This is a genomic window from Streptomyces showdoensis (assembly GCF_039535475.1).
In the GTDB taxonomy this organism is placed as follows: Bacteria; Actinomycetota; Actinomycetes; order Streptomycetales; family Streptomycetaceae; genus Streptomyces; species Streptomyces showdoensis.
The window spans coordinates 587,033-609,439 of the sequence record NZ_BAAAXG010000026.1; the positions used below are offsets into that span (position 1 = coordinate 587,033).

Annotated in this window: 19 protein-coding genes and 1 pseudogene; 12 read left to right on the plus strand and 8 right to left on the minus strand. The window is 74.2% G+C overall.

The window, feature by feature from the left end; all coding sequences use genetic code 11:
* Window positions 1-68 precede the first annotated feature (68 nt).
* From ABD981_RS15195 to ABD981_RS15205, 3 genes are all read right to left on the minus strand, one after another.
* Window positions 69-335 carry a hypothetical protein gene (locus ABD981_RS15195; RefSeq protein ID WP_046909854.1) on the minus strand — a complete coding sequence of 89 codons (267 nt, stop codon included), beginning with the start codon at window positions 333-335 and terminating at the stop codon, window positions 69-71.
* Window positions 336-593: 258 nt separating this feature from the next.
* Window positions 594-1,121, minus strand: a complete 528-nt coding sequence (locus ABD981_RS15200; protein WP_123954833.1) for a hypothetical protein — start codon at window positions 1,119-1,121, stop codon at window positions 594-596.
* A gap of 278 nt (window positions 1,122-1,399) precedes the next feature.
* The gene (locus ABD981_RS15205) at window positions 1,400-1,639 is read right to left on the minus strand and encodes a chaplin (protein ID WP_046909855.1); all 240 of its coding nucleotides are present in this window, start codon (window positions 1,637-1,639) and stop codon (window positions 1,400-1,402) included.
* A gap of 409 nt (window positions 1,640-2,048) precedes the next feature.
* On the opposite strand from ABD981_RS15205, the gene ABD981_RS15210 reads away from it, so the two are divergent.
* From ABD981_RS15210 to ABD981_RS15250, 9 genes are all read left to right on the plus strand, one after another.
* Window positions 2,049-3,137 carry a DUF3344 domain-containing protein gene (locus tag ABD981_RS15210; protein WP_046909856.1) on the plus strand — a complete coding sequence of 363 codons (1,089 nt, stop codon included), beginning with the start codon at window positions 2,049-2,051 and terminating at the stop codon, window positions 3,135-3,137.
* Entirely contained in the window at window positions 3,031-4,245 is a 1,215-nt protein-coding gene (locus ABD981_RS15215; RefSeq protein ID WP_123954834.1) for a glycosyltransferase, read from the plus strand. Before ABD981_RS15210 ends, ABD981_RS15215 begins: the two co-directional genes overlap by 107 nt.
* Window positions 4,242-5,675 carry a sugar transferase gene (locus ABD981_RS15220; RefSeq protein ID WP_345529515.1) on the plus strand — a complete coding sequence of 478 codons (1,434 nt, stop codon included), beginning with the start codon at window positions 4,242-4,244 and terminating at the stop codon, window positions 5,673-5,675. The genes ABD981_RS15215 and ABD981_RS15220 overlap by 4 nt, the downstream gene beginning before the upstream one ends.
* 2 nt (window positions 5,676-5,677) lie before the next feature.
* Window positions 5,678-7,000, plus strand: a complete 1,323-nt coding sequence (locus ABD981_RS15225; protein WP_046912516.1) for an O-antigen ligase family protein — start codon at window positions 5,678-5,680, stop codon at window positions 6,998-7,000.
* 673 nt (window positions 7,001-7,673) lie between these two features.
* The gene (gene murJ, locus ABD981_RS15230; RefSeq protein WP_046912348.1) at window positions 7,674-9,467 is read left to right on the plus strand and encodes a murein biosynthesis integral membrane protein MurJ; all 1,794 of its coding nucleotides are present in this window, start codon (window positions 7,674-7,676) and stop codon (window positions 9,465-9,467) included.
* The gene (locus tag ABD981_RS15235; RefSeq protein WP_046912345.1) at window positions 9,382-10,173 is read left to right on the plus strand and encodes a polysaccharide deacetylase family protein; all 792 of its coding nucleotides are present in this window, start codon (window positions 9,382-9,384) and stop codon (window positions 10,171-10,173) included. Before murJ ends, ABD981_RS15235 begins: the two co-directional genes overlap by 86 nt.
* Before the next feature lie 29 nt (window positions 10,174-10,202).
* Complete coding sequence (locus tag ABD981_RS15240) at window positions 10,203-11,339, plus strand: glycosyltransferase (protein ID WP_046912347.1); 1,137 nt, start codon at window positions 10,203-10,205, stop codon at window positions 11,337-11,339.
* A gap of 12 nt (window positions 11,340-11,351) precedes the next feature.
* Window positions 11,352-12,002, plus strand: coding sequence for a YveK family protein (locus ABD981_RS15245; protein WP_046912344.1), 651 nt, complete (start codon window positions 11,352-11,354; stop codon window positions 12,000-12,002).
* A complete protein-coding gene (locus ABD981_RS15250; protein WP_123955271.1) occupies window positions 11,999-13,141 on the plus strand; it encodes a GNAT family N-acetyltransferase in 1,143 nt (380 codons plus the stop codon). The genes ABD981_RS15245 and ABD981_RS15250 overlap by 4 nt, the downstream gene beginning before the upstream one ends.
* 648 nt (window positions 13,142-13,789) lie before the next feature.
* Here ABD981_RS15250 and ABD981_RS38915 read toward each other — a convergent pair.
* Window positions 13,790-14,923: pseudogene (locus ABD981_RS38915) on the minus strand (glycoside hydrolase family 26 protein); the annotation flags it as partial.
* 160 nt (window positions 14,924-15,083) lie between these two features.
* Between ABD981_RS38915 and ABD981_RS15260 the strand changes: the two are divergent.
* Together ABD981_RS15260 and ABD981_RS15265 are read left to right on the plus strand one after the other, a co-directional pair.
* Window positions 15,084-16,397 carry a carboxylate--amine ligase gene (locus tag ABD981_RS15260; protein WP_046912342.1) on the plus strand — a complete coding sequence of 438 codons (1,314 nt, stop codon included), beginning with the start codon at window positions 15,084-15,086 and terminating at the stop codon, window positions 16,395-16,397.
* Window positions 16,398-16,455: 58 nt separating this feature from the next.
* A complete protein-coding gene (locus ABD981_RS15265; RefSeq protein WP_345529523.1) occupies window positions 16,456-17,715 on the plus strand; it encodes an FAD-dependent oxidoreductase in 1,260 nt (419 codons plus the stop codon).
* A gap of 70 nt (window positions 17,716-17,785) precedes the next feature.
* Here the strand turns inward: ABD981_RS15265 and ABD981_RS15270 are convergent, their stop codons facing one another.
* Window positions 17,786-18,019 carry a chaplin gene (locus tag ABD981_RS15270; RefSeq protein WP_046912340.1) on the minus strand — a complete coding sequence of 78 codons (234 nt, stop codon included), beginning with the start codon at window positions 18,017-18,019 and terminating at the stop codon, window positions 17,786-17,788.
* A gap of 138 nt (window positions 18,020-18,157) precedes the next feature.
* Window positions 18,158-18,361: a hypothetical protein gene (locus ABD981_RS15275; protein ID WP_123955270.1), complete on the minus strand. Its 204-nt coding sequence runs from the start codon at window positions 18,359-18,361 to the stop codon at window positions 18,158-18,160.
* 119 nt (window positions 18,362-18,480) lie between these two features.
* On the opposite strand from ABD981_RS15275, the gene ABD981_RS15280 reads away from it, so the two are divergent.
* Window positions 18,481-19,497, plus strand: a complete 1,017-nt coding sequence (locus ABD981_RS15280) for an LCP family protein (protein WP_046912339.1) — start codon at window positions 18,481-18,483, stop codon at window positions 19,495-19,497.
* Window positions 19,498-19,599: 102 nt separating this feature from the next.
* On the opposite strand, the gene ABD981_RS15285 is transcribed toward ABD981_RS15280, so the two are convergent.
* Complete coding sequence (locus tag ABD981_RS15285) at window positions 19,600-21,627, minus strand: thioredoxin domain-containing protein (RefSeq protein ID WP_046912338.1); 2,028 nt, start codon at window positions 21,625-21,627, stop codon at window positions 19,600-19,602.
* Window positions 21,628-21,781: 154 nt separating this feature from the next.
* Window positions 21,782-22,177: a rodlin gene (locus tag ABD981_RS15290; RefSeq protein WP_046912337.1), complete on the minus strand. Its 396-nt coding sequence runs from the start codon at window positions 22,175-22,177 to the stop codon at window positions 21,782-21,784.
* Window positions 22,178-22,407: the final 230 nt, after the last annotated feature.

Sequence of the window (22,407 nt, forward strand, 5' to 3'; positions counted from 1 at the left end):
GGGCAGGAAGAAGCCCTGGCGGGGAAGGTCCGCCAGGGCCGGGTACCGCGAGGGACTTTGACAGCCCGTCAGCCGCCGAGCGGAAGACCGCCGAGCAGCGAGCCCGTGCTCTTGCCGGCCTGGTTCAGCTGACCGGCGGTCTCGGTCACCTTCTGGACGGGCGAGCCGTCCGTGGTGCTGCTCAGCGCGTCCGACTTCAGCCCCTCGCTGGTCAGCGCTCCGAGGCCACCGTCCAGGCTGGAGGGCGCCAGCGACTCCGCGGCCATCGCGGGCGCGGCGACACCCAGGGCCATCACGGAACCGGCGATGACCGCTGCAACCTTGGTGGGCTTCATGAATGAGGGTCCTTCCTTCTGGCGTATACGGGTCGGCGCAAGCAAGTGGCTTGCCGTACAGGCCTCTTGAGTGATTCCCGTACGTCGTTCTGACCTCTGTAACGACAGCTGCGCCCCCCGGAAACTCCGGGAGATGGGATTTCTCGACACTGCACCCGAATGATGCGGACCGGTGTGATGTGAGGATGGGATGACACGAGAACGGCCGTGCCCACCCGGGAGTCCCGGGCGGGCACGGCCGTTCGTACGGCGGGTCGGTCAGCGGGCCGGGAGCGGCGGAGCGACCGGCAGGACGCCGGTGCCGACCGGCAGCGAACCCGCGTCGACCGGGAGCGAACCGGTGTCGACCGGCAGCGAACCGGTGTCGACGGGGAGGCCGGGTGCCGTGAGGTCAGGCGGGGCCGGCAGGGCCGGCAGCCCGTCCACGCCCGGCAGTGCGGGCAGGCCGCCGCCGATGCCGGCCAGGACGAGGTCGACCACCGAGCTCAGGGTCGAGGTGACCTGGGAGACGATCCCGGTGGCACCACCCGAGGCGACGCCCGCGAGCAGACCCGCGACCGCCTGCTGCACGCTCGCCAGCAGGTCGGCGACGGCATCGGTGGGCGCCGCCGCCCTCGCCCCGGCCTCGACGGGCGGGGAGACGGGTGCGGCGACGGGCAGGGTCGCGGCGGGGGCGGCCGGACCCGGGGGACGGACTTCGTCGGCGAGGGCGGGTCCTGCCGCGCCGAGGGTGATGACGGCGGATATCGCCAGGGCGGTGAGACGGCGTGATGCCAGGGGACGCATATGTGTTCCTTTTCCTTATGCGTCGGACAACTTCTCCGTCACCGTGCCTGCGGGTATAGCGGTCCGCAACCGGAGAACTACTGAGCGCCACGTCTCCGTTCGAGTGAATCCCGCCTCCGACCTGCCCCTCCAAGGGGCGTACGCCGTTGCACCGGGCGGCGCACAGGGGTGCGTCCGAACGAGTCACCACTCAGTCAGCAGAACGGCGAAGGCCGGCGCGCCACCCCTGGCGGGGACGGCGCGCCGGCCTCGGAAGGACCACGATCCGGCGTGCGAGATCAGGCGTTGATGCAGGTGTTGCCGAAGGTCGGGTTCAGCGCGCCGATCACGTTGACGGTGTTGCCGCAGACGTTGACCGGGACGTGGACCGGGACCTGGACGACGTTGCCGGACAGGACGCCCGGGGAGTGCACGGCCGCGCCCTCGGCACCGGCGTCGGCGGCGGCGACACCGGCGGCACCGGCGACAGCGGCGGCGGCACCGACGGACAGGACGACGGCCTTCGCGATACGGGACATGAAGAGGATCTCCTCGATCGATGGGAAGCGACGGAATCCGGGGAAGCTGATCCGCCTGCAGGGTCGGCGCGGACGGTTCAGCCCGGCTCCTTCAACAACGCCCCGCCAATTCATCGGTTGCTCTCCCGAACGGGTGACGTTCAACCGATCTTTGGGCCATAGGAGGGTCATTCGAGTGACCGGACCTGGAAACGGGCAACACGCTCAACGAGGAACCGGCGGCAAGGATACGGAAGTTAGCGTTTGTGAGCATCTAATGCTTACTATCGCCCGCCGTGGGGGTTATAACGTTCCCGAACGTTGCTTCCGGCCCCGTCACGCGTTCATGCATTTTGCGCGGACGACACCTTCCTCTCTCCCGGTCCACGCGGGTCTTCCCTTCCTTCTCTCATCAAAGCGGAGAACCTGTATGCGGAATTCAGCGGTTCATGCTGCACGCCGGGGCGTGCTGTGCGCCGTGTCGTGCGCGGCCTTCTCCGCCGCGCTCCCGGCCGCGTCCGCCGCCGCCCCCCAGCCCACGGAAGCCTCCCGACTCGCCTTCGCCCCGCGGTACCAGGCGGTCCAGCACGGCGGCATCGTCCGTGCCGCCAACGCCTCGGCCAGGGGCACGCTGGGCACCGAGTCGGCCAACGACGGCGCCACCATGGGGTACGTGGACGTCGACGACGACGCCAACACCTACAACTCCAGCAGCGCCGAGCTGCGGATCCCCGAGGGGGCCCGGGTCAGCTGGGCCCGCCTGTACTGGGGCGGCAACCTGCGCGTGGGCGAGCAGAAACCGCCCAAGGACAACGGGCGGGTGCTGATCTCCGAGCCCGGCGGCCGTTACAAGGCGCTGCTCGCCGACACGACCACCGGTCACCGCACGGGCGACGGCGCCGACGCCTTCCAGGCCTCCGCCGACGTCACCGAGCTGGTCCGCTCGTCCCGTTCGGGTCTGTGGACCGTCGCCCAGGTGAACGTCGCGATGGGCCGTTCGGCCGTCGGCGGATGGGGTGGCTGGACGCTGGTCGCCGCGTACGAGAAGGCCGACGAGCCGTTGCGCCGACTGGCCGTATGGGACGGCTTCGAAACGCTCGGTCCGAAGAACCGTGAGCTGGGAATCCCGGTCCCGCTGGGCCGGGACCGGATTCCCCAGGGGGCGGGCGGCCTGCTCGGACTGGTCGCCTATGACGGCGACCGCGGCACTTCCGGGGATTACCTCGCGGTGGAATCCGAGGGGGCCAAGAGCGTCACGCGGAGCGTGATCTCCGATTCCGCGAATTCCGCGGACGACGTGATGAACTCCAGCATCACGGAATCGGGAACAAGTCGGATGGAACGACTGCCCGCTCATCAGAACACCCTGGGGTACGACTCCGACGTCTTCGATCTGCGGGGGGCGCTGCGCCATGGGGCCGATCGTTTCCACATCCGCGTCGGCACCCGGACGGACACCGTCTGGCTCGGCGCGCTCTTCCTCCAGGCGGACGTCCGGAGGGCCACCGCCCGGCACTGACGTGCTGCACGCGGTCCAGCCCGGTGACGGCGGGGTCGCCCGGGTCGTCACCGACCTGGTCCGCGCACAGCTCGCGGCCGGGCTGCGGGTCGCCGTGGCCTGTCCGCCCGACACCGAACTCGCCGCGGCCGTACGGGCCGAGGGCGCCGACACGTACGCGTGGCGGGCGGGCCGGGACCCGGGCCCCGGGACCGTACGGGAGACCCGGGAGCTCGGCCGGCTGATCCGTACCGCGCGCCCCGCGCTCGTCCACGCGCACAGCGCCAAGGCCGGGCTGTGCGCCCGGCTGGCCCTGCGCGGACGGGTTCCGACGGTGTACCAGCCGCACGCCTGGTCCTTCGAGGCGATCGAGGGGACGACCGCCGCGCTCGCCCGGCGCTGGGAGCGCTGGGCCGCCCGCTGGACGGCCCGGATCGTCTGTGTCAGCGAGGCCGAGCGGCGCACCGGCGAGACGGCCGGGGTGGTGGCCCCCTGGTCGGTGATCCACAACGGGGTGGACGCCGAGCGCTTCGCGCCCGCGGAGGACGAGGCCCCGGACGGGCCGGCCGGGCCGCTCGTCGTGTGCGTGGGGCGGCTCTGCCGGCAGAAGGGCCAGGACGTGCTGCTCGCCGCCTGGCCCGCCGTGCTCGCCGCCGTGCCGGACGCCCGGCTCGTCCTGGTCGGCGACGGCCCCGACGGGGAGCGGCTGCGGGCCGCCGCCGGGCCCTCGGTCCGCTTCGTGGGCGCCGTGACCGACACCGCGCCCTGGTACCGGGAAGCCGACCTCGTCGTGCTGCCCTCCCGCTGGGAGGGCATGGCACTCGCGCCCCTGGAGGCGATGGCGAGCGGGCGGCCGGTGGTGGTCGGCGACGTGGACGGCGCGCGCGAGAGCCTGCCGCCCGGTCATGAGGAGCTGTGTCTGGTCCCGCCCGGGGACCCGGCCGCCCTCGCCGCCGCGCTCGGCCGCCTGCTGGGCGAGCCCGGGCTGCGGCGCTCGCTGGGCCGGGAGGCCCGCGAGCACGTACTCAGCAGATTCGATGTGCGGCGCACCGGCGCGGCCGTCGCGGAGCTCTACCGCGAACTGGCCGGAGTGCGGTGCACGGAGCACAGAGAGCCGATTGCGCAGTGACTACCGAAAGCACCTCCCTCCCCTCTTCGCCGGGCCCGTGGCCCTCGGCGGGCTCCCTCGCGGGCCTCACCTCCCTGGCGTCGCCGCGCGGCGCGTCCGACCGTCTCTCGCTGCCGCCGCGGCGGCCGGGACGGGTGCGGTCCACCGCCGTGCCGCTGCTGGCGGCCGACGCCGTCGCCGTCCTGCTCGCGGTCTGCGTGCTGTCCACGGCGCACCGGCGCTGGGAGCTGTCGCTGCTGGTCGTCGGTCTGGTCGCGCTGCTGGACGGCCGGGCCGGCCTGTACCGGCCGGTCGCCGCGCTCACCGGGGCCCTGGACGAGCTGCCCGCGCTGGCCTCGCGCGCCGGGGTCGCCTGGTGCGTGACGGCCGCCGCGGTCGCCGCCTACGCCCCCGGGCACGCGATCGGTCCGCTGCGGCTGTGCGGGGCGTACGGAACGCACCTCGTGGCCGTGGTCGCGGTGCGCGGCCTCGCGCACGCGCGGCGGCGCCGGGCGGCCCGGGCGCACCCGCGGTCGGCGCTCGTGGTCGGGGCGCCGGGCGCGGCGCGGCGGTTCGCCGCGGCGCTCGGCCAGCACCCCGAGTACGGCATCCGGCCGGTGGGGCTGGTGGCCGGCCGGGCCGACGGCGAGCGGGGGCTCCCGGTGCTGACGACGCCGGAGGAGATCCACCGGGCGGTCATCCAGAACACCGTCCGCGACGCCGTGTTCCTCACCCCCGACGACGGGCTCGTCACGCTCTTCCAGCACTACGGCTGCACCACCTGGCGGGTGGGCGGCGAGCCGCGGCCGGGGGCGATGGGCGACCACCTGTGGGGCTACGGGAGCCACCGTCTGGTGCCGCTCTCCGAGCGGCGCGGGCTGACCGCGAAGCGGGCCCTGGACGTGGCGCTGGCCGCGCCGGCCCTCGCGGTCGCGCTGCCGGTGCTGCTGATGTGCGCGCTGGCGGTGCGGCTGGCGGACGGTCCCGGGGTGCTGTTCCGGCAGGAGCGGGTGGGCCAGAACGGGCGGCTGTTCACGCTGCTCAAGTTCCGTACGCTGCGCCCGTCCGACGAGACGGAGTCGGCGACCCGGTGGAGCGTCGCCGACGACCACCGGATGAGCGCCGCCGGCCACTTCCTGCGGAAGACCTCGCTGGACGAACTGCCGCAGCTGTGGAACGTGCTGCGCGGGGACATGAGCCTGGTCGGCCCGCGGCCCGAACGGCCTTACTTCGTCGCCCAGTTCAGCCGGGTCCACGCGGGCTACTCGGCCCGGCACCGGATGCCGGTGGGGCTCACCGGGCTCGCCCAGGTGCACGGGCTGCGCGGCGACACCTCGATCGAGGACCGCTGCCGCTTCGACAACCACTACATCGACCACTGGTCGCTCTGGCAGGACGTGTGCATCCTGCTGCGCACGGCGGCCGGGCTCGTGCGACCGACGGGGAGCTGACGATGGCGACGGCCGTTTCGCTGCCGAGGACCGGCCCGGCCGGCTTCGGGGTACGGGAGTGGGCGCGCAGGGCCGGGGCCCTGTCGCCGGTGCTCGCCGTCATCGCCCTGCTGCTCGTGCCGGGCGGCGGGGGCGGTGCCCAGGGCGGAACGGGCGGTACGGGCACGGTCGCCGACGCGGCCTCGGGGCTGCTGGTCCTGATCTGCCTGGTGCGGGTGGTGCGTTCCGGGGCCCGGCCGCTGAGCCGGACCGCGGCGGTCGTGCTCGGGCTGCCGGTGTTCGGCATCTGCCTGGCGGCGATCACCTCCAACGACCCTGGCGCCAGCCTGCCGGGCGTCGCCCGCTACGTACAGATCTTCGTGCTCGTCCCGGCGGCCGTGCTGCTGATGATCCGGGACCGGCGGGACTTCGCCGTGGTGGCGTGGGCGCTGGTCGGACTGGCGCTGCTGCAGGGCGGGGTGGGCGTCGTCCAGTACCTGACCGGCACCGGCGCCTCGTACCAGGGCGAGGACATCCGCGCGGTCGGCACCTTCGGGGCGACCGACGTGATGGGCATGGCCACGGTCGTCGCGTACGGCCTCGTCATCGCGACCGGTCTCGCGCTGGGCGGGACGGCGGGCCGGGCCCGGACGGCGGCGCTGGTCTGCGCCGGGCTGCTCTTCCTGCCGCTGGTCCTCTCCTTCAGCCGGGGCGCGTGGATCGCGACCGTGCTGACCTGCGCGCTGCAGCTGGTCCTCTCGGGCCTGCGGCGGGCCGGCCGGGTGGCGCTCGTGGCCGCCGCGCTCGGGGTGGTCCTGGTGGGCGGGCTCGGGATCGGCTCGGAGATGGTCAAGGAGCGGGTCACCAGCATCACGCAGGTCGCGGCGGCCCCGGACCAGTCGGTGACCGACCGGTACACGATGTGGGCGGCGGCGGGCCGGATGTGGCGCAGCGAGCCGCTGACCGGCGTGGGCCTGAAGGGCTTCCCCGCCTACCGCGACTCGAACGCCTCGCTCGCGCTGTCCTCGGGCAGCGACACGGCGGGCGCGGGCGCCGCCTTCCAGCGCCAGCCGCTGCTGTCGCCGCACAACATGTACCTGCTGGTGCTCAGCGAGCAGGGCCTGATCGGGCTGCTCGCCCTGGCGGGCAGCTGGGCCGCGCTGCTGGTGGCGGCGCTGCGGCGGCGCCGGCTGGGCGCGGACTGCGCGCTGGTCGCCGTCGGCGTGCTGTCCTGGCAGCTCATCGACTTCTTCTACGCGGACATCGGCGGCCCCTCGACGGTCCTGATGTCGGTCGTCCTCGGCCTGGCCGCCTGGTGGTCGCTGGCGGAGGTGCGCCGTGCGTGACCCGTGGTCCGGCCCCCCGGACCCGACGGACGCCGCCCCGGTCCCGCCCGCCCCCCTCACCGGCGCGCGGGACCACGGCGTGCCCGCGGGCGGCGGCGCGACCGGCCGGGCGGGCGCCCTCGACCTCGGCGCGCCGGCCGAACCGGCCGGCCGGGGCCGGGCCCCGGTGCCCGTGGCCGGACCCGCGGGGGGTCCGGCCGCGTACGGACCGGCGGCGGGTCCCGCCGACCCCTGGACGGACGGCCCCGCGGGCGACGCCCTGTGCGCACTGCCTCCGGCCGCCGCGACCGGACCCGCGGGGGGTCCGGCCGGGCGCGGCCCGGAGGGCGCGCCCTTCGACCCCTGGGCGGGCGTGTCGTCCGAGGACACCCTGGACCTGATGTGCGGGCTGCCGCCGGCCGGTCCCGCCGGGGCCGAGGCCCGGCGGCACGCGGCGGCTGGGAGCGTGGGGCGCGGGCACGGCGGGCGGGCGCCGGCCGCGGCGCCGGGGGCGCGGGTCGCGACGGTGGCCGGGCGGGCGGTGCGCCCGGCCGGTGCCGCGCACCGGGCGCAGGCCGGCACGCGGACGGTGCGCAGGCCCGGGCACGAGCCGGCTCCGGGGCCGGAGTACGACGGCCGGCCCGCGCTGCTCGGCGGCCGGCCGCTGGCCGGTGGCGCCCGGCCGGTCGAACCGGTGGGCCGGCCCGGCGCCGAGGACGCCCTCGCGGGCGCCGCGCTCGGCTGGACGCCCCAGTCCGCGCCCGCCCGGCCGGGACCGCCGACCGGTTCCCCCCGGCCGGCGGCCGGCGGCGGCCGGCACGCCCGCCGCAAGACCCCGGAGTCCGCCGCCGGGTCCTCCTCCGGCCGGTTCCTGCTGCGGGCCGCCGTCGTGACGGCGGCGCTCACGGCCGTCGGGGCCGTGCTCGGACTCGTCCGGGACCAGATCCTCGCGCGGTACTTCGGGGCGGGCGCCGAGACGGACGCCTTCCTCGTGGCGTGGACGGTGCCGGAGTTCGCGTCGACGCTGCTCATCGAGGACGCGATGGCGCTGATCCTGGTGCCCGCGTTCTCCCGGGCCCTGGCCCGCCGCCCGGTCAGCCTCTTCGGGGACCCGGTCCGGGCCCTCGTCCGCGCCACGCTGCCCCGGCTGGTGCTGGCCGTCGCCGCCGTCTCGGCGCTGCTCGTGGCGCTCGCCCCGCTGCTCGTGGCGGCGCTGGCGCCGGGGCTGCCGGACCCGCGGCTGGCGGTCGACTGCACCCGGCTGACGGCGACCTGCGTGCTCTCCTTCGCGCTCGCCGGGTACTGCTCGGCCGCCCTGCGGGCGCACGGCTCCTTCCTGCCGCCGGCCGCGATCTACGTCGCGTACAACGTCGGCATCATCGGCACGATCCTGGTGCTGCGCGAGCCCTTCGGCGTGCGGGCCGCCGCCGCCGGGGTCGCCGTCGGCGGGGTCCTGATGGTGCTGGTGCAGGCGCCCTCGCTGGTGCGGGAGCTGCGCAGCCGGCCCGTGCCGAAGGAGGAGCCGAAGCCGGTGCCGGCCGGGGACGGGCGACTGCTGGTGCTCGGGATGATCGCGCCGGTCATCGTCTTCGCGCTCACCCGCCAGTCGCAGATCCTCATCGAGCGGTTCCTCGCCTCGCCGCTCCCGGCCGGTGCCATCTCGCATCTGAACTACGCGCAGAAGGTCGCGCAGATGCCGATGATCCTCTCCCTGATGCTGTGCACGGTCAGCTTCCCCGTGGTCGCCCGCGCCCTCGCGGCGGGCGACGCGGAGGCGGCCCGCCGCCGGGTGGAGCGGGACCTGCTGCTCGCCGCGGTCGTCGTCCTGATCGGCGCGTCGACGGTGGTCGCCGCCGCCCCGCAGATGGTCGAGCTGCTGTTCCAGCGCGGCGCGTTCGACGCCTCGGACACGGCCGCGACCGCCGCCGTGATGCGGGTGTACGCGCTCGGGCTGCTCGGCCAGACCATGGTCGGCGCCCTGGTCCGCTGCTACTTCTCCGCCGCCCGCCCGCTCTGGTACCCGGCCGCCGCCATGGCCACCGGGCTGCTCGCCACCGGGCTCGCCGGGGCGGTCTGCGCCGCTCTGTGGGGCGCGGTCGGCATCGCCGGCGCCAACGCGCTGGGCATCACCGTGACCGCCGTGATGCTGCTGCTCGGCGCGCACCGCCAGTCGGTGCCGATCGACGTGCGCCGCCTCGGCGAGGGCCTGCTGCGGCTCACCACGGCGGGCGCCTGGGCCACCGGCGCCGGGTGGCTGTGCTCCGTCGCGATCGGCCCGCCCGTGGTCGCCGTCGCCGTCGCCGCGCTCGTGGTGGTCGGCGTCTTCCTGCTCTTCGTCGCGTGCGCCGCCAAGGCGCCCGAGATTCCGCCCCTCCCCCGATCCGCCTGCCGAAGGACCCCCCATGCCCGCCGCCGTGCTGCGTCGACTGCTGCCGAAGCCCCCTCTGTGGGTGGCGATGTACCACTCGATCGCGGACAGCCCCGATGATCCGTACCAGGTGACGGTCTCGCCCGTGCGCTTCGCCCGGCAGCTGCACTGGCTGGGCGACCGGGGGCTGCGCGGGGTGTCCGTGCGGGAGCTGCTCGCGGCGGCCGCCGCCGGCCGGGCCCGCGGCCTGGTGGGGCTGACCTTCGACGACGGCTACGCCGACTTCGTCGAGTCGGCGGTGCCGCTGCTGCGCCGGCACGGCTTCACCGCGACCGTGTACGTGCTGCCCGGCCGGCTCGGCGGCGACAACGCCTGGGACGAACGGGGCCCGCGCCGCCCGCTGCTCGACGAGGACGGCATCCGGCGGGCGGCCGCCGCCGGCATGGAGATCGGCTCGCACGGGCTGCACCACGTGGACCTGGTCGAGCTGGCGGGCTTCGACGACGAGGGCCTCGCCGCCGAGACCCGGCACAGCCGGGAGCTGATCGAGGACATCACCGGGGACCCGGTGGACGGCTTCTGCTACCCGTACGGGAAGGTCGACGCCCGGGTCGTGCGGGCCGTCCGCAAGGCCGGCTACCGCCACGCCTGTGCGATCGACCCGGGCCCGCTGAGCAGCGTGTTCGCCCTGCCGCGGGTGCACGTCGGCGAGGCCGACACCTCCTGGCGGCTGACCGCCAAGCGGATCCTGCACCCGCTGCGCCGCAGGCGGCCCGCCGACGTGATCCCCGCGCAGAGCGGGCCGGCCCGGGCCGTCCTGTCGTGAGCGCCGTGAGCGCGGAGCCCCGCGGCGACCTGAAGGTGCTGCACGTGATCACCGGGCTCGGCATCGGCGGCGCCGAGCAGCAGCTGCGGCTGCTGCTGCGCCATCTCCCCGTCCAGGGACGGGTGGTGACGCTGACCAACCCGGGGGCGGTCGCCGAGGGCATCGAGGCGGACGGCACCGCGGTGACCCACCTCGGCATGACCGGCAACCGCGACCTGGGCGCGCTGCCCCGGCTCACCCGGCTGATCCGGCAGGGCGGTTACGACCTCGTCCACACCCATCTGTACCGGGCCTGCGTGTACGGCCGGGCGGCCGCCCGGCTGGCCGGGGTCCGTCCGGTCATCGCGACCGAGCACTCGCTGGGCGAGGCCCAGATCGAGGGGCGCCCGCTGTCGGCCGGGACCCGGGCGCTGTACCTGGCCTCCGAGCGGCTCGGCACCTCCACGGTCGCCGTCTCGCCGAGCGTCGCCCGCCGCCTCGCCCGGTGGGGGGTGGCGCCGTCCCGGATCCGGGTGGTGCCGAACGGCATCGAGACCGGCCGCTTCGCCCACGACCCCCGGGCGCGGGCCATGACGAGGGCGGCGCTCGGCCTGCCCGCCGACGCGTTCGTGGTGGGCGGGGTGGGGCGGCTCACGGCCGGCAAGCGGTTCGACCGGCTGGTGCGCGCGGTGGCCTCGGTGCCGGAGGCGCGGCTGCTCCTCGTCGGCGAGGGCGAGGAGCGGGCGGGGCTGCTGCGGGTGGCCGCGGAGTGCGGGGCCGCCGACCGGGTGCTGCTCCCCGGGGCGTTCGAGGATCCGCCGTCCCGTCCGGCGGGCGGCCGGCCCGATCTGCCGTCGCTGCTGGCCGCGATGGACGTCTTCGTGTCCACCTCCCCCGACGAGACCTTCGGGCTCGCGGTCGTCGAGGCGCTCGCGGCGGGGCTGCCGGTGCGGTACGCGGCGTGTCCCGCGATCGACGACCTGCCGCCGGGCTCGGCGCCCGGCGCCCGGCGGATCGGCGAGTCCGTGCCGGAGCTGATCGGCGCCCTGCGCGAGCTGCGGGACGCCCCGGCCGGGCGGCTGCCGCTGCCCGAGGCCGCCCGCCGCTACGACATCGCGCACAGCGCCCGGCAGTTGCTGTCCCTGTACGACCAGGCCGTCCACGGCACCCCTCTTCCCGTGAAGTGAGAGCTGAGCCCCATGAACACGACTCCGCCACGTTCCCGTCTCCTCACCCCCGCCCGCTGGATGGTGCTGCCGGCCGCCGCGCTGGCCGGCGCGGTCCTCGGCGGCGGCTACGGCGCGCTCAAGACCCCGCAGTACGCGGCGACCAGTTACGTCATCGTCGTCCCGTCGGAGAAGTCCGATCCGGCCTCGGCGCTCGGCTTCGCCCAGGCGTACGGACGGGTCGCCACCGACATCGCGGTGACCGGCGACGCCCAGGTGTGGGCGGGCGTGTCCGCGGACACCCTGCGTGCCGGCGTGCAGGCGGCGACCTCGCCGGACGCGCCGATGATCTCGATCACCGCCCGCTCGGCGAAGCCCTCGCAGGCCGTGTCGATGGCCGACGGGGTGGCCCGCGCGCTGGTCCTGGACAGCTCGCACGTCGCCGGGAACACGGGGGTGAAGGTCGTCCAGTTCTCCCGGGCGACCAAGCCGGTCACCCCGGTGTCCCCGTCCGCGTCCCTGTCGGCTCTGGTCGGCGCCTGCGCGGGCGGGCTGCTGGGCGGGCTGGTCCTGCTGGTCCGGCCCAAGCGCGGCGTACGGGCCGAGGCCCGCCACTCGCGGCAGGGCGCCGCCGTACCGGGTCCTGCCGTGGCCGCGCAGCAGCCGGAACCGGAGGCGGTGTGAGCGGCAGATCCCTGTACGCCGAGGTCTGCCGGGACGGCGCGGAGTTCGGCCGGCTCGGTCCCGAATGGGCGGCGCTGTACGCCCGCTGCTCGACGGCGACGCCCTTCCAGTCGCACGCCTGGCTCCACTCCTGGTGGCTCTCGTACGGCCGGCCGGGCGCGCTGCGGGTGGTCCTGGTCCGCCGCGCGGACGGCACGCCGGTCGCGGCGGCGCCGCTGATGCGGGCCCCGGGGCCGCTGCCCGTCCTCACCCAGCTCGGCGGCACCATCACCGACTTCACCGACGTGCTCCTCGACGACGGCTGCCCGGACGCGGTGCCCGCGCTCGCCGAGGCCCTGGCGGGCGCGGCGCGCGGCGCGGTGATCGACCTGCGCGAGGTGCGGCCCGGTGCCGCGGCCGAGCGGGTCTTCGACGCGTGGCGCGGCCCCCGTCGGCGGCTCGCGGACTCGCTGTGCCTGGAGCTGCCGGCCGTACCGATGGAGGACCTGCTCACGCGCATCCCCTCGGGCAAGGCCCAGCGGGTGCGGGCGAAGCTGCGGAAGCTGGACGCGCTCGGCATCGACGAGCACATCGTGGCCGCGCCCGAGGTCCCGGCCGCGCTGGAGCGGCTCCTGAGGCTCCACCAGCTCCAGTGGCAGGGCCGGGGGGTGACCGCCGAGCACACCAGCGAGCGGTTCGCCCAGCACCTGGCGCGGGCGGTGCGGCCGATGGTCGAGTGCGGCGACGCGATGGTCACCGAGTTCCGGCTCGCCGGGGACGTGGTGGCGGCCGACCTCACCCTCATGTCGCGGCGGCTCGCGGGCGGTTACCTGTACGGCGCCGACCCGGCGCTGCGGGCCCGCAAGGTCGACGTGGCGACGATGCTGCTGCGGCACGGGGCCCGCGAGACCAGCGCGAGCGGCCGGGCGACGCTGAGCATGCTGCGCGGCACCGAGCCGTACAAGCACCACTGGCGCCCCGAGACCGTCCCCAACCAGCGGCTCATGCTCGGCGGCCGTTCCACGGCCCCGCTGCTGTGGGTACGCGCGGGCGCGGCCGCGGGGCGGCACTGGGCCGCCCGGCAGGCGCGGCAGCGGGAGTGGCTGGGGCGGGCCCTCGGCCGGCTGCCCGGCCGGACGCCGAACGGCGGCGGAGGATGAGCTCCTCCACCGCCGCGCGGCTCCGTCACCGGCCGGTCAGAAGGGCCAGACCCCCTTCAGGGCGCCCTTCCAGTCACCGCCGAGGCCGGTCGTCCAGTTGGTGCTGGACTCCTTCACGGACTCCTTCACGGACTCCTTCACCGTGTCCTTCCAGGACTCCTTCCACGAGTCCTTGGGGACGCAGACCGGCCCGCCGATCCAGCTCTCGACCCATGAACCGAGGTTCACGGACCAGCAGTTGGGCTTGGGCTCGGGCTTCGGCTCGGGCACCGGGACCGTCGGATCAGGCTTCGGCTCAGGCTTGGGCTCGGGCTTCGGCTCCGGCTTCGGCTCGGGCTTCGGCTCGGGCTTCGGCTCGGGCACCGGGACCGTCGGGTCCGGCTTCGGCTCAGGCTTCGGCTCGGGCTTCGGGTCCGGCTTCGGCTCCGGCTTCGGCTCCGGCTTCGGCTCCGGCTTCGGCTCCGGCTTCGGGTCCGGCTTCGGGTCCGGCTTGGGCTTGGGCTCGGGCTTCGGGTCCGGCTTGGGCTCAGGCTTCGGCACCGGAACCGTCGGGTCGACCGGGTCGACGGGATCCGTCGGATCCACCGGATCGACCGGGTCGGTCGGGTCGGTCGGGTCGGTCGGGTCGGTCGGATGCGTCGGCTCGGAGGGCTCCGTCGGCTCCGTCGGCTCCGTCGGCTCCGTCGGGTCGACCGGATCCGTGGGCTCCGTGGGCTCCGTCGGGTCCGTCGGGTCCGTCGGGTCCGTCGGGTCAACCGGGTCCGTCGGGACCTGCGGCTCGACCCCGTACAGCATCTGCCGGAACACCAGCGACGACTTCGGATTGTCGTCGCACTGCCAGACGCCGTGCGGGCAGTAATCGGTGATCGTGTGATACAGCGGCTTGTGCTGCTTCATCCATTCCAGCATGCGCCGCATGTACTCGGGGTTGTCTCCGTTCCGGAACAGGCCCCATTCCGGATAGGAGATCTGCTTTCCGTGCTGGGCGGCGAAATCGACCTGCGCCTGCAGCCCGTAGGGCTCGCTGACGTGCTGCTCGAAACTCGAACCGGGCGGCTGGTCGTACGAATCCATGCCGACGATGTCGACCACGTCGTCACCGGGGTAGCACTCCGTCCACGGCACGGCGTCCCGGCCCCGGCTCGGGTTGAAGTCGAAGCGGAAGGTCTGTCCGGGCACGGAGCGCATCGAGGTGACGATGCGGTTCCAGTACTTCTTCCACGAGCTCGGGTCCGGCGCGCACCGGCTGGTGTACGTCGTGCCGTTCATCTCCCAGCCGAGGACGACGACGGTGTCCGGCACCCCCAGGTCGACCAGCCGTTCGGCCAGCTTCCTGAAGTGGTGGTCGTAGTAGCCGGCGGCGCCCAACTGCAGCTGGCGGCGGACCTCGTGGTCGGAGACGCCGGCCTCGTTGCGCTCCAGCATCGGCACGTTGAGGACGAACAGCCGGTCGGTGCGCTGGTTGCGCCAGTCCGCCCAGGCGTCGAGGAAGCCGGGCGGGCCCTCGATGTTCGACCAGCGGTCGCCGGGGAGGTAGGTGTGGCCCACCCGGAGCTCCCGGCCGCCGAGCCATCTCTCCAGCTGGGCGATCCGGGCCACCCCGACCGGGCCCGATTCCAGGAAGGCGCCCATCGCACCGGACAGAGTCGGTTGGGGGTCCCGAGTCGTTACGGATTCGGCGGCGTGAGCGGGGGAGGACAGCACGACAGAACCTGATGCAAGGAGACCGGCGGTGAACACCCCCAGCCATCCTCTCGAAGTCCGTCGCTTTCGGTTTGCCATGGCAGCTCCTTCTTCTCTCGCGCCGCTTGATGGTCCGTCAGTCTGATACTCCGAAAGTATTCCTAATGAGCCGACCGAGAACTCGGCTTGGATCCGATCAATAGTCCATTAGAGGATTCTTCATCCCCCAGTTGGGGCACCCCGAGACGAAGGACATGCCGTGCCGAGTTTTGACAGCCGCGTCCCCGCGGTCCTTGTGCGGCTCGACCCGAACCCCTTTCATCACGGCACGCTCGGCGCCGCGCGGTCCCTGGGGCGGGCGGGCATCCCGGTCCACGCGGTGGTCGAGTCGCTCACCAGTCCGGTCGTCCGCTCCCGCTACCTCCACGGCGCCCACGCCCGTCCGGCCGAGCCCTCCCCGGCCGAACTCACCCGGCTGCTGCTGCGCATCGCGGACCGGCTGCCCGGCTCCTCGGCGCACCCCGCGGTCCTGGTCCCCCTCGACGACATCACGGCCCTGGCCCTCGCCGAGTGCCGCCCCGAGCTCGCCGGCCGCTACCTGCTGCCCGACCAGTCGCCGGAGCAGCTCACCCGGGTCGCCGACAAGGCCCAGCTCGCCGAGACCTGCCGGGCCTTCTCGCTCCCCCACCCCCGTACCGAACTGCCCGCCAGCTCCGAGGAGGCCGCCGCGATGGCCTGGTCGCTGGGGCTCCCGGTGATCGCCAAGTGGAGCCGGCCCTGGCTGCTCCCGGTCGGCGGCGGACTGCGCAGCACCACGATCGTGGGTTCCCTCGCCGAGGTCCGCGAGCTGTACGCGCGCACGCCGCAGGCCGGCAGCCGGCTGCTGCTCCAGGAGCTGCTGCCGGCGGGCCGGGACCTGGACTGGTTCTTCCACGGCTACGTGGACTCCCGCGGCGACTGCTCGACCGGGGCCACCGGCCGCAAGGAGCGCTCCTGGCCGGACGGCGCCGGGCTCACCGCCGTCGGCCGCTGGAGCGCGAACCCGGCCGTCGAGACGCTGGCCCGGGACCTGCTCGCCGCGCTCGGCTACCGGGGCGTGTGCGACCTGGACTTCCGGCTCGACCGGGCGACCGGCGCCTACCACCTGCTGGACTTCAACCCGCGCCCCGGCGCCCAGTTCCGGCTCTTCGCCGACCGGGACGGCCTCGACGTGGTGCGCGCGATGCACCTGGACCTCACCGGACGAACGGTCCCGGGGCACACCCCCTCGTACGGGCGCCGCTTCGTCGTGGAGAACTACGCGACGCTGTCCTTCCTCGCCTCGCCGCGCCGCCGGTACGCGGCCGAGCCCGGCGCCTCGCGGCCGCTGGGCGAACGGATCGAGACCGCCTGGTTCGCCCCTGACGACCTCGCCCCGGCCCTCGCGATGCTGCGCGCGTGGTGCTCCCACGTCCTGCGCAAGGGCCTGCTGACCCTCCGTCGGGCCCTGAAGTCGAGGCGCCCCCGGCGGACGGCGGCCGTGCCGGCACCGTCGTCGGCCCGCACCCGCTCCGACCAGATGACCCAGCGCTGACCCCCTGCACACCCCCTGCACACCCCTCACGACCGGAACGACGAAGGCGGAACACACGATGTACGACCTGGTGATTGTGGGCGCGGGACCCTACGGTCTGTCCGTGGCCGCCCACGCGGCGGCGCACGGGCTGAACCTGCGCGTCTTCGGGCGCCCCATGGAGTCCTGGCACGCCATGCCCTCCGCGATGTTCCTCAAGTCCGAGCCGTGGGCCTCCCACCTCTCCGATCCGCGGGGCGCCTACGGGCTCGACGCCTACGCGGCCACCCAGGGCATCCGCGCCGAGCACGGGGTGCCGCTGCCCGTCGGCTTCTTCGCCGCGTACGGCGACTGGTTCGCCCGCCAGGCGGTGCCCGCCCTCGACGAGCGCCTGATCTCCCGCGTCGCGCCCGGCCCGGGCGGCGAGGGCTACGAGGTGACGGCGGAGGACGGCGAGACGTACCGCTCGCGCACGGTCGCGCTGGCCGTCGGCGTGCTCCCCTTCATGGAGGTCCCCGGCCCGCTGCGCGGACTGCCCCGCCGGTACGTCACCCACTCCAGCCACCACGGTGAGCTCGACGGCTTCGCCGGCCGGGACGTCACCGTGATCGGCGCCGGGCAGGCCGCCCTGGAGACCGCGGCGATCCTCACCGAACAGGGCGCCGCCGTGCGCATCCTGGCCCGCTCGGACCGGCTGAACTGGAACACCCTGCCGCCCGCCCTCGACCGCGGCGCCTGGCAGTCGCTGCGCGCACCGCACACGGGGCTCGGCTGCGGCTGGCAGAACCGGCTGTACGCGGACACCCCGGGCGCCTTCCGCCGGCTGCCCGCCGCCACCCGCGAGCGGATCTTCGACTCGGCGCTCGGACCGGCCGGTGCCTGGTGGCTGCGCGAGCGGTTCGCCGCGGTCGGGGACGTGCGGCTCGGGCAGCGGGTCGCGGCGGCGACCGTGACCGCCGACGAGCGGCTGCGGCTCGACGTGGACGGGCCGGACGGGACCTCCGTCGTGGAGACCGACCACGTGATCGCGGCGACCGGCTTCGTGCCGAGCCTGGACCGGGCCGACGTGCTGGCCCCCGGACTGCGGGACGGGCTGCGCCGGGTCGGGCCGGGCGGGGCGCCCGAGGTGGGGGCGCTGTTCGAGTCCTCCCGGCCGGGCCTCTTCCTGGCCGGGCTGCTGACGGCCCCCTCGTACGGTCCCTCGATGCGGTTCGTCTTCGGCGCGGGCTACACGGCCGGCCGGCTGGTCAAGGGCGTGCGCCGGCGGCTGCGGGGCGGCGTCGGCCGGGTGGGCCGGCCGCGTTCGGGCGCGGAGCGGGCGGTGGCCGCGGCCCGCTGACACGACGGAGGCCGGCCCCGGGGAGCGTGCTGGACGCTCCCCGGGGCCGGCCTCGTGCCGGACCGGAACGTCAGGCGTTGATGCAGGTGTTGAACGCGGCCGGGTTCAGGATGCCGATGACGTTCACGCTGTTGCCGCAGACGTTGATCGGAACGTGGACCGGGATCTGGACCACGTTGCCCGAGAGAACGCCCGGCGAACCGATGGCCGCACCGTGGGCGTCGGCGTCCGCCATCGCGGGGGTGGCCGCACCCAGGGCCATGATCAGACCGGCGACGACGGCGGCAGCCTTCTTGCACTTCATTTCGTCTGGATCCTTTCTGCGGCGAAGACCCTTCTCCGCTGCATACTCCCCAACGAACCTGCCACGAAAAGGAAACCGGCCTATCGTCGGACTTCCGTCATTCACTCCATTGCATCCATCGAATGCAGCGACGGCCGCTCATCGCGGCCAGATGGGGGTACGGGTGAGCCGTTCCCATTCACGGTCGGGAACTCCCGGAACCGTCCGCCCGGCCTGCATCCACTGTCTGGCCAGCGAGGAGTAGAGCGGGAAGGGTTCCCGGTCGACCGGCGGCGGGTCGGCCACATATCGGCTCTTCGGAATGAAGGCCATCCGCTCCCATTTTCCGGGATCGGGCGCCATATTCGCTCCTTCCGGTGTGGTCCCGGCATCATGACACAGCCTCCGCAGGAGAGTGATTCGTCCTGTCCATGTCGCGTCGCGTACCTGTGTGCGAATGCGTCCGATTTAACGTTTCTCCCATGAAATTCCCCCGCCCAGGACGTCTGCTGTTCCTGTCCACGGCCCTGGTCGCGCTCGGTTCCGGCTCACTCGCGCTGGCACCCTCCGACCTGCCGTCGCCCAAGGGAGGCCTCAACATCCTCGTCGTCGGGATCGACTCGCGTGCGCGTGTCACCCCCGAGGAGCGGATCAAGTACCACATCGGCAACCACGACTGCCGCTGCACCGACGTGATGATGCTCGTCCACGTCTCCGCCAAGAACGACCGGGTCAGCGTGGTGAGCCTGCCGCGCGACTCGCTCACCGAGTTCCCCGCGCACCGCGACCGGGAGACCGGCGAGATGCTGCCGCGGCACCAGGCCAAGCTCAACAACGCGTGGAAGGAGGGCGGACCGTCCTTCGCCATCGAGATGGTCGAGGCGATGACCAAGACCCCCGTACACCGCTACCTGGAGATCGACTTCCGGCGCTTCATGGACACGGTGGACGTCATCGACGGCGTGCCGATCTGCACCAAGAAGACCCTCAAGGACCCGTCCACCGGGCTCGACCTCAGGCCCGGCACCCGCAAGGTCCACGGCGGTGAGGCGCTCCAGTACGTCCGCTCGCGGAAGGCCGACGGTCAGGCGGACTTCGGACGGATCAAGAAGCAGCACAAGTTCGTCGTGAACACGCTGCGCGAGGTCCGCGCCCATCTGTACCGGGACCCGGACTGGATGCGCTGGTTCGCCGAGACGCTGCGCGGCAGGGAGTCGGCGGAGCGGGCGATCAGCCCGCGGGAGCTGCTGACGCTGGCGGGCCGGCTGCGGAAGCTCGGCCCGGAGCGGACGGAGTTCGCCACCGTGCCCATCAAGAAGATCAACCCGCTCATCCCGGGGGTCGGCGCGACGATCTCGTGGGACGTGCCGTACGCCGACGACATCTTCGCGAAGCTGCGTGCCGACAAGCCGCTGCCGAAGGCCCGGCCCACCCCGCAGAGCCAGACCCCGCTGGGCGAGTACAAGCCCGCGGGGGGCAAGACCCTGCTCTGCGACTGACACCGGCCGGTGAGGGGGCCACTCCCCGGGGGGCGCTCCCCCAGGGGCACTCCCCCGGGGGGCACTCCCCCGGGGGGGGCACTCCCTCACCGGCCCGCTCCCTCAGCGGGTCAGCGCGCGGGCCAGCCCGGCCGGATCGGTCGTCGGCGCCTCGCAGGCGAAGTGCCGGCAGACGTACGCGGCGGGCGCCCCGTCCACCAGCGGCCGGTCCTTCAGGAGCGGGAACTCCGCGCTGTCCGGCGGGCCGAAGGCGAGGACCGCGCCGGGGGCGGTGGCGTCGAGGGCGGTCCGGCACAGGGCCCGGAAGGCGTCGTCGTCGAGCGCGCCGACCACGGCGATCTCGCGCGGCCCGTCCAGCAGGGCCTCGGCGACGGCAAGGCCCCAGCCGATGAAGCGGGGCGCCCGCGGCCCGAGCGCCTTGACCACGCCGAGGGCGGCCTCGGCGGCGGCCCGGTGGGGCTCGGAGCCGGTGTGCGCCGCGTACGAGAGCAGCGCCCCGGCGGCGGCGGTCCAGCCGGACGGGGTGGCGTTGTCGGTGGGGTCCTGGGGGCGGCGGATCAGCGGCTCGGCGTCGTGCGCGGTGTCGTACAGCGCGCCGCCCTCGGCGGTGAACTGGTCGAGGACGATGTCCAGCAGGAATCCGGCGAACTCCAGCCAGACGCCCTCGCCGGTGACCGAGGCCAGCGCGAGGAAGCCCTCGGCGACGTCGGCGTAGTCCTCCAGGACGCCCGCGTTGCCGCCCGCCTGCCCGTCCTTGGAGGTACGGGTCAGCCGGGCGCCGTCGTCGAGGTGGAGGCGGACCAGGAGGTCGGCGGCCTCGGTGGCCCGCTCGACCAGGTCGGGGCGGTCGAGCAGGGCGCCCGTCTCGGCGAGGGCGGCGATGGCCAGTCCGTTCCAGGCGGCGACGATCTTGTCGTCGCGGCCGGGGCGGGCCCGCTCGTCGCGGGCGGCGAGCAGCCGCTCCCGGATCGAGGCCATCCGCTCGGCGTCGGCCACCCCGGCGTCCTGCGGGAGCTGGAGCACCGAGGAGCCGTGCTCGAAGGTGCCCTCCTCGGTGACGCCGAAGTGCCGGGCCGCGTACGCGGCGTCGTCCTCGCCGAGGGCGGCGGTGAGCTGCGCGGGGGTCCAGGCGTAGTAGGCGCCCTCGACGTGCCGCCCGGTGCCGTCGTCCGAGTCGGCGTCGAGCGCCGAGGCGAAGCCGCCCTCGGGGGTGCGCAGTTCGCGGACCATGAAGTCGGCGGTCTCCAGGGCGACCCGGCGCGCCAGGTCGCTGCCGGTGGCCCGCCACAGGTGCGCGTACACCCGGCAGAGCAGGGCGTTGTCGTACAGCATCTTCTCGAAGTGGGGCACGACCCACGCGCGGTCGACGGCGTAGCGGGCGAAGCCGCCGCCGAGCTGGTCGTAGATGCCGCCGCGGGCCATCGCCTCGCAGGTGTCGGCGGCCATCTGGAGGGCGCCCTCGGCCCCCGTACGGGCGTGGTGGCGCAGCAGGAACTCCAGCACCATCGACGGCGGGAACTTGGGCGCGCCGCCGAAGCCGCCGGAGGCCGTGTCGTACTCGCGGGTGAGGCCGAGCAGGGCCTGGGCGAGCTCGGGCTCGCCGGGGACGCCGTCGCCGCCGTGGGCGAGGGAGCGGCCGGCGAGGTCCTTGACGATCCGGGCGGCGACCTCGGCGACCTCCTCGCGGCGGCCGGTCCAGGCCTGCGCGACGCCGTCGAGGACCTCGGGGAAGGAGGGCATGCCGTGCCGGGGCTCGGGCGGGAAGTAGGTGCCGAAGTAGAAGGGCTCGGCGTCCGGGGTGAGGAAGACCGTCATCGGCCAGCCGCCCTGGCCGGTGGCCGCCTGGACCGCCTCCATGTAGACGGCGTCGACGTCGGGGCGCTCCTCGCGGTCCACCTTGACGGCGACGAAGTGCTCGTTGACCAGCGCGGCCGTGGCCTCGTCCTCGAAGGACTCGTGGGCCATGACGTGGCACCAGTGGCAGGAGCTGTAGCCGACGCTCAGCAGCACCGGGACGTCGCGGCGCCGGGCCTCCTCGAAGGCCTCCGCCGACCAGGGCCACCAGTCGACGGGGTTGTCGGCGTGCTGGAGGAGGTAGGGGGAGGTCTCATGGGCCAGTCTGTTCGGCATGTCCCCATCCTTGCGCATCCGGGGTGCGGACGGCGGAGCCCCGTCCGCGCGCCACGCGTGGGCGGGACGGGAACGGGGCACCGATACGGCAGCGAGCCCCGTTCCTCGCAGGTCGAATGCGAGGAACGGGGCCGCTTCAGGCGAGAAGCAGGCGTCAGCCGCCGACGTTCCCGTTCTGGGAGAGGACCTCGCCCAGGATGTGCGACAGGGCGTCGTCGCCCTTCTGCTGCACGGAGTTCTGGGTGCAGGTCTGGTTCGCGATCGGGTTGCCCAGGACGTCCTGGACGGCGATCGGAACACCGATGAGCGCGCCGATCGGGACCTGCGCCTCGACCTTCTGCACGTCGAAGCAGTGCAGGACACCGCCGTTGATGAGGCCGAAGTTCGGGCTCATGTAGCCACCGGTGGAGTTGCTGCCGATGGACTGCTTCGACTGGTTGCCGATGATGTTGGCGCTGCCGCCGTCGTTGCCGGCAGCCATGGCCGTCGACGCACCCATGCCCACGACGGAGGCGGCAACCGCAGCGGTGGCAAGAACCTTCTTGATCACGAGATCTTCCTTCTTGAGCTCGATGGCCCGGAACTGCTCCGTGTTGACCGAAGCGACCTGATCAACTGCCCCGGGAGGGATTGGTTCCGGGGCGTCACCCGGACGCGGTATTCGGCACATGAACGCCATCGGACGCGAGGTCGACGGGCAGCCGTTCGGGTCGTGCGGCGCGAGGCCCGATTCCCTTGCAATCACCGGACGTTCGCACCGCTCCCTCGCGCCGACGGGCG